We start from the raw sequence: 6,793 nt of genomic DNA, 5'->3' as shown, positions 1-6,793 counted from the left end.
GTACTGGTTTAAAGTTAATCCACTATACATGCGGGCGATGTTTTGAAGGGAAAAGACGCGGGAATCGAATGCCCGTTTTCAGACGACCTTTTTCCTTATACAATAGCCGCTTGAATTTTATATATTCTGATATAAAGGATACGGATTATGTTCGGCAAACAACTCTTTGAAGAAGTCAGCGCCAAAATCAGCGAAACCATCGCCAACAGCCCCGCCAAAGACATGGAGAAAAACGTCAAAGCCATGCTCGGCAGCGCGTTCAACCGCATGGACTTGGTTACGCGCGAAGAATTCGACATTCAGCAGCAGGTGTTGATTAAAACTCGCACCAAGCTGGTCGAACTGGAAGAGCGTCTAGCAAAACTCGAAGCCGCGCAAGAGCCGGAACAGACTGCATTGGAAGCTGCCGAAGCCGCAGCCGAAGAAGCCGTCGAAGAAATCAAACAGCAAACCGAAGCCGGCGAATAAGGTCGTCTGAAACATGTCGCTTGCCTTGGTTTACAGCCGCGCCTTGAGCGGCATGAATGCGCCGTTGGTCGAAGTGGAAGCCCACCTTGCCAACGGCCTGCCTCATTTCAATATCGTCGGATTGCCCGACACCGAAGTCAAAGAAAGCCGCGACCGCGTGCGCGCCGCCATCATCCAAAGCGGTTTCGACTTTCCCGCCAAAAAAATCACCGTCAACCTCGCCCCTGCCGACCTGCCCAAAGAATCGGGACGTTTCGACCTGCCGATTGCGTTGGGCATACTCGCCGCATCCGGACAAATTGCACCCGAAAAGCTCGCGCAGTACGAGTTTGCCGGCGAATTGGCGCTTTCCGGCATGTTGCGCCCCGTGCGCGGCGCGTTGGCGATGGCATGGCAGGGCATGCAGGCGGGGCGCTCTTTCGTCTTGCCGCAGGAAAACGCAGAACAAGCCGCCGTGATGCGCGGCATTACCGTTTACGGTGCGCGTTCGTTGGGCGAAGTCGCCGCCCATTTGAACGGCATCGAACCCTTGGCGCAAACCGACTGTCAAGTCCCGCAGAGGTCGTCTGAAAACGCCAAACTGCCCGACCTCATTGATGTCAAAGGTCAACACACCGCCCGCCTTGCTTTGGAAATCGCCGCCGCGGGCGGACACAGCCTCTTGATGATGGGCCCACCGGGAACGGGCAAATCCATGCTTTCCCAACGGCTGCCCGGCATTCTGCCGCCTTTGACCGAAGACGAATTGGTCGAAGTATGGGCATTGCGTTCGCTCCTGCCCAACCACCAGCAACAACTCGACAGCCACCGTCCTTTCCGCAGCCCGCACCATAGCGCCAGTTCGGCAGCCATGGTCGGCGGAGGTTCCGACCCGCGTCCGGGCGAAATTTCATTGGCGCATCACGGCGTTTTGTTTTTGGACGAGCTGCCCGAGTTTGACCGCAAAGTTTTGGAAGTCCTGCGCGAACCTTTGGAAAACGGCGAAATCCACATTTCCCGCGCGGCACGCCAAGCCGTCTATCCGGCGAAATTCCAGCTTGTTGCCGCCATGAACCCTTGTCCGTGCGGTTATCTCGGGCATCCCGTCAAACCCTGCCGCTGCACGCCCGAAAGCGTTGCGCGTTACCGCAGCAAGATTTCCGGCCCGCTGCTCGACCGCATCGATTTGACCATCGAAGTTCCGAGCCTGTCCGCCGCCGAACTGATGCAGCAGGAAGCAGGGGAAAGCAGCGCCCGTGTGTTAGAGCGCGTGATCGCCGCCCGCGACAAACAATACGCGCGGCAAGGTAAAGTGAATGCCGCCTTGAGTGTCAGTGAACTCGATACGTCCGCCCGCATCCAAAAAGAAGCGCAGGAAGCCTTGGGCAATCTGTTGGAAAAACTTTCACTCTCCGCACGCAGCTTCCACCGTATCATGCGCGTGGCGCGTACGTTGGCGGATTTGGCGGGCGATGAAGAAGTCGGCAGAAGCCATGTTTTGAAAGCCGTCAGCTTCCGCCGCGCGTTGTAAAAATTTTTCAGACGACCTTGAATACTGAAAATGGAAGATTCAAGATAAAAAGCCGAGACAGTTTGGGTATATCGCTGGTGTTTTAAGCGCGGAATATTCTGTTTTATCAGGAGAAATTCCGTTGCTGGTAAACTGTCAGCACGTCCTAACATCACGGCGGTTTTCGTAAAAACCATGTAAACAAACGGCGCATTTTTGCCCAATATAAAGGATATTGATAAAATGACCCGTCCCTGCCGATGGCAGCAGCAGATTCATCTGCCGCCAAAAGGTCGTCTGAACGGCATCATCAATATAGGTATCTCATGAATAAGAACACTCAATACGGCAAAGGCCTTTTCGGCTTTTTCTTCGGCCTCCTCCTCGCTACCGGCGTGATCGGGGGCATCCTGTATTTTCTGAATCAAGACACGCCGAACGCATTCAAGGGCGCGACCGAGCCGCAAAAACAGCAAACCGAGCCTGAAATCCTCAAGCCGCAGGAAAAATCCAAACCTGAGGCTAAGCCTGAAGCGGAAGAACAGTCTGTCGTTGTTCCCGTAGAGAAAGAGCGTCCGACCGAAGAGGTTAAGCCTGAGGCGAAACGCAGCGAGGTTGACGACGATGCGGCAGCCAAAGAAAAAGAACGCGCTGAGAAAGAAGCGCAAGAAAAGGCAGATAAAGCCAAAGCTGACAAAGAGCGCGCAGACAAAGAAAAAGCGGAAAAAGAACGTGCCGTCCGCGAAGCGGAAGACGAAGCCCGTGAAACAGAAAAAGCCCTGCGCGAAGCTGAAAAAGAAGACAAAGACGCTGCCGAACGCGAGTTGAAACAAAAACTTGCCGAGAAAAAAGCAGAGCTTGCGAAAAAACGCGAAGAAAAAGCCAAAGCCGACAAAGAAGCTGCCGATAAAGCCAAGAAGGCAGCCGAGTTGACCGACAAACAAAAAGCGCGCGCCGAGCGCAAACTTGCCGAGAAAAAAGCGGCAGAGAAGAAAGCCGCCGAAGCCAAGAAAACCGAAACGGCCAAAACTAACAAACCGACCCCCGAACAAATCCTGAACAGCGGCAGCATCGAAAAAGCCCGTCAGGAAGCGAATAAAGGCGCGGCGAAAGAAGCGAAGAAAGCCGATGCGGACAAACAAACCGCCAAAGCCGACAATGCCAAAGCTGAGACCAAAGCAGCAGAAGGCGGTAAAAAAGTCATCCTGCAAATGGGTTCATACGCCGACCGCAACAGCGCCGACGCGCAACGTGCCAAACTCGCCATGCTGGGCATTTCGTCCAAAGTGGTCGAGCGCACCAACGGCGACAAAACCGTTTACCGCGTGCAAAGCAACAGCATGTCGTCTGAAGCCGCGAAAAACGTTCAGAAAGACTTGCAAAAACACAATATCAACAGCCTGATGCGTTCGGCTCAATAAGGAGGCGGCAATGAAACGGACAACCAAACCGGCAGCCGTACTCCTCAGCCTCGCGCTTGCTTTTTCCGCAAGCGCACAGGCTGCGGTTGAAGGGGTGGATTACACGGTTTTGAACAAACCGATTCCGCAACAAGATGCATCCAAAATCGAAGTTTTGGAATTTTTAGGCTATTTCTGCGTACATTGCCAAAACTTTGATCCCGTCTTGCTGTCATACAGCAAAACTTTCCCGAAAGACGTTTACCTGCGTACCGAACATGTCGTCTGGACGCCTGAAATGTTGGGCTTGGCGCGGGTTGCCGCGGCGGTTAACGCTTCAGGTTTGAAGTATCAGGCAAACCCCGCTATTTTCAAAGCCGTACACGAACAGAAAATCAATTTGGCGGATACCGCCACTTTCAAAAGCTGGGCGGCGGCACAAAAAAGCTTTGACAGCAAAAAACTGATTGCTGCATACGACGCACCCGCGAGCCTTGCAGCCGCTAAAAAAATGCAAAACCTGACCGAGACTTACCGTATCGAAGGCACGCCGGATGTCATCGTCGGAGGCAAATATCGGGTCATATTCAGCAGCGATTGGGAGAATGGGCAGAAAACCATAGGCGAGCTGATTAACAAAGTCCGCCAAGAGCGTTCCGGCAAAGCCGCGCGCTGACGGAATTTATCCAGACAGTTTCGGAATGACCGCAAAAGATAAGGCGGTTTCCGAACTGTCTGTTTGTTTTGGGCGGCGTAAAATCCATAAAAACGATACTGCTGAGGGATGGCGCAAACACCGCTATACCGCAGCAGTTTTCCGATTCTGATACCGCTTCATCCTGAAATCCAGACGGGCAAACGTCGTCTGAAAACCAAAAAAGAAAGCAATATGGACATTTTGACTTTATTAAAAGCCCTGATTATGGGCATTGTGGAAGGCTTGACGGAATTTCTGCCGATTTCGAGTACCGGCCACTTGATTGTATTGGACGACTTGCTCAATTTCCACAGCAACGGCAAAGTCTTTGAGATCGCCATCCAACTGGGCGCGGTACTTGCCGTGATTTTTGAATACCGTCAGCGTTTTACCTCCGTTTTGTCCGGAGTAGGCAAAGACCGTGCCGCCAACCGCTTCGTGTTGAACCTTGCCATCGCGTTTGTGCCGGCCGCTTTGATGGGATTTTTGTTTAGAAAACAAATTAAATTATATCTGTTTAACCCGATTACCGTCGCCATCATGCTGGTGCTGGGCGGATTCTTTATTTTATGGGTCGAAAAACGCCAAAGCAAAGTCAAACCTAAAGTCAAAAGCGTGGACGAAATGCGCCCGATTGACGCGCTTGTGGTCGGCTGCGCCCAAGTGTGCGCGCTGGTGCCGGGGACTTCGCGTTCGGGCAGTACGATTATGGGCGGTATGCTGTGGGGCATCGAGCGCAAAGCCGCGACTGAATTTTCTTTCTTCCTCGCCGTGCCGATGATGATTGCCGCCACCGGTTATGATGTATTCAAACATTACGAACTCTTTACTTTGCAGGATGTCGCCCTGATTGCCGTCGGTTTCATCGCCGCTTTCTTGGCAGGTTTCTTGGCGATTAAATCGCTGTTGAAATTCGTGTCCAGCAAAAACTATGTTCCGTTTGCCTACTACCGCATCGTCTTCGGCGGATTGATTCTGCTGACTGCGCAGATGGGCTGGGTCAAATGGACTACATGATGTCGAAGCAGAGATAATCTGAACATGACAAAGGTCGTCTGAAACCTCAAAAACAAGGTTTCAGACGACCTTTGATTTATCCGAACACACAATCCCGCAATAGATTCAGATAGTCCCGTTGGAAAGTTATGCTGCTAAAGCCGTACGCGGGAATGAGCGTTGCGGACTATTGTTTTAACGAAAAGGTCGTCTGGAAAACCATCGTTTAAGGTTTTTCAGACGACCTTTTGATAAGAACTTCAGACAGGATTATTCGATGATTTCGGTGAATACGACGGTTTTGCCGCCGCGGGTCAGCGTGGCGAAGCCGTCTTGAAGCTGCCATCTTGTGCTTGCGTTGCGGTATTCCGTGGTTTTGGTCATCGAATGGGTTTGCGTCAGTTTTTCGACCGTACTTCCCTGACGCAGTTCGACCGTCATCGGGCTGTTGCTGTTGACGTAGATAGCGGAGATGCGGCTGCCGTCGGCGGCCTGGTAGCGGATGGCGTTGTTTTGTGCTTCGACAACGACGGCACGCGGGGCATCAGGGCGAACGGCTTTATACGAACCGCAGGCGGTACACAGTCCGAGCAACAGCAGGAGGGCGGATCTCTTCATAGCGTCTCAATAATGGTGGTGGGGAATGTGGCCTTCGAGATGGTAACGCGTTCCGCAGTAGGGGCATTCAATGTCGCTGTCGGACTGAATCGGAAGGAAGACGCGCGGATGACCGTTCCAAGTTTCGTGATTGGGGCCGGAGCAGTGCAGCGGCAGGTCTTTGGGCTGGATAACGACGGTTTCGGTGTTTGCGTTCATGATTTTTCCTTGGTAAGTCCGACCTTATTGTACGATATATCGCCTGCTTGTGCAGCGCAAAAGGTCGTCTGAAAAGAAGTTTTGATTTGATAATGCTTTGGTTATAATGCAGTTTTTATAAATCAGCTTTAAATCCACTTTATTTCAGACGGGCTTTAACATGACGACACTTTTCCGGCAGGATGATTTGAACCCTCAAGATGCGGCAGAATTCCTCTACACATTGAGCGCGGCGTATTTGGATTATACGGATGCGGCAGGCGATGAGGAAATGCTGTGTTTGAACGACGAGCAGCACACGCTGACGGCTTACTGCTATTTGGACAGCCAAGTGCAGGAGGGCGGCTTTGTGCAGCTGATCGCGGCAGGTTACGGCGAATATGTGTTCCATAATCCCGTTGCCGACAGCCTGCGCCGCTGGCGGATTAAACCGACGCCTAAAATTTTGGATAAGGCGAAGGCTTTATACGAGCGGGACGGCGCAAGAATCGAGGAAATGGCGGATGGCGGGGCATCTTTGGACGAGATTCGTGCTAAGTTTCCGGATTTTGAGGAATTGGACGGCGAATATTACGAAATCGCGGACGACGATATGGCAGCGGCTGTGGCGTATGTGTTGGCAAATTGGGAGAAGTTTGCAGAGATTGCAGATTGATGGGGTGTTATAGTGGATTAACTTTAAATCAGGACAAGGCGACGAAGCCGCAGATAGTACATCAGGACAAGGCGATGAAGCCGCAGATAGTACAGATAGTACGGAACCGATTCACTTGGTGCTTTAAGCACCTTAGAGAATCGTTCTCTTTGAGCTAAGGCGAGGCAACGCCGTACTGATTTAAAGTTAATCCACTATAAGAAATATTGAACGGATTTCCCTGTGTAGGAGGTCGTTAGCAAAAGGTCGTCTGAAAATATGTGAACTGTCCC

Annotated in this window: 8 protein-coding genes; 6 read left to right on the top strand and 2 right to left on the bottom strand. The window is 52.0% G+C overall.

From position 1 onward, the window contains the following. Positions 1-147 precede the first annotated feature (147 nt). The 5 genes from HMPREF2572_RS04615 (at position 148) to HMPREF2572_RS04595 (ending at position 5,071) form a co-directional block, all read left to right on the top strand. Positions 148-468 carry an accessory factor UbiK family protein gene (locus tag HMPREF2572_RS04615; protein ID WP_003780238.1) on the top strand — a complete coding sequence of 107 codons (321 nt, stop codon included), beginning with the start codon at positions 148-150 and terminating at the stop codon, positions 466-468. A 13-nt stretch (positions 469-481) separates the two neighbouring features. Continuing rightward, positions 482-1,978: a YifB family Mg chelatase-like AAA ATPase gene (locus tag HMPREF2572_RS04610; protein ID WP_070492226.1), complete on the top strand. Its 1,497-nt coding sequence runs from the start codon at positions 482-484 to the stop codon at positions 1,976-1,978. 305 nt (positions 1,979-2,283) lie between these two features. After that, positions 2,284-3,378, top strand: coding sequence for an SPOR domain-containing protein (locus HMPREF2572_RS04605; RefSeq protein WP_070496444.1), 1,095 nt, complete (start codon positions 2,284-2,286; stop codon positions 3,376-3,378). 10 nt (positions 3,379-3,388) lie between these two features. Beyond that, a complete protein-coding gene (locus HMPREF2572_RS04600; protein ID WP_070496443.1) occupies positions 3,389-4,033 on the top strand; it encodes a thiol:disulfide interchange protein DsbA/DsbL in 645 nt (214 codons plus the stop codon). Between the two features lie 213 nt (positions 4,034-4,246). After that, positions 4,247-5,071 carry an undecaprenyl-diphosphate phosphatase gene (locus HMPREF2572_RS04595; RefSeq protein ID WP_070496468.1) on the top strand — a complete coding sequence of 275 codons (825 nt, stop codon included), beginning with the start codon at positions 4,247-4,249 and terminating at the stop codon, positions 5,069-5,071. Between the two features lie 249 nt (positions 5,072-5,320). On the opposite strand, the gene HMPREF2572_RS04590 is transcribed toward HMPREF2572_RS04595, so the two are convergent. Then, positions 5,321-5,668 carry a hypothetical protein gene (locus HMPREF2572_RS04590; RefSeq protein WP_070496442.1) on the bottom strand — a complete coding sequence of 116 codons (348 nt, stop codon included), beginning with the start codon at positions 5,666-5,668 and terminating at the stop codon, positions 5,321-5,323. Between the two features lie 6 nt (positions 5,669-5,674). Beyond that, complete coding sequence (locus tag HMPREF2572_RS04585; RefSeq protein ID WP_049228940.1) at positions 5,675-5,866, bottom strand: zinc-finger domain-containing protein; 192 nt, start codon at positions 5,864-5,866, stop codon at positions 5,675-5,677. A gap of 160 nt (positions 5,867-6,026) precedes the next feature. Between HMPREF2572_RS04585 and HMPREF2572_RS04580 the strand changes: the two genes are divergently transcribed. Further along, positions 6,027-6,521, top strand: coding sequence for a DMP19 family protein (locus HMPREF2572_RS04580; RefSeq protein WP_070496441.1), 495 nt, complete (start codon positions 6,027-6,029; stop codon positions 6,519-6,521). Positions 6,522-6,793 lie beyond the last annotated feature (272 nt).

Origin of the sequence: Neisseria sp. HMSC064E01 (genome assembly GCF_001808875.1) — a bacterium.
GTDB lineage: Bacteria > Pseudomonadota > Gammaproteobacteria > Burkholderiales > Neisseriaceae > Neisseria > Neisseria sicca_A.
This window is presented reverse-complemented; position numbering and strand designations above follow the sequence as displayed.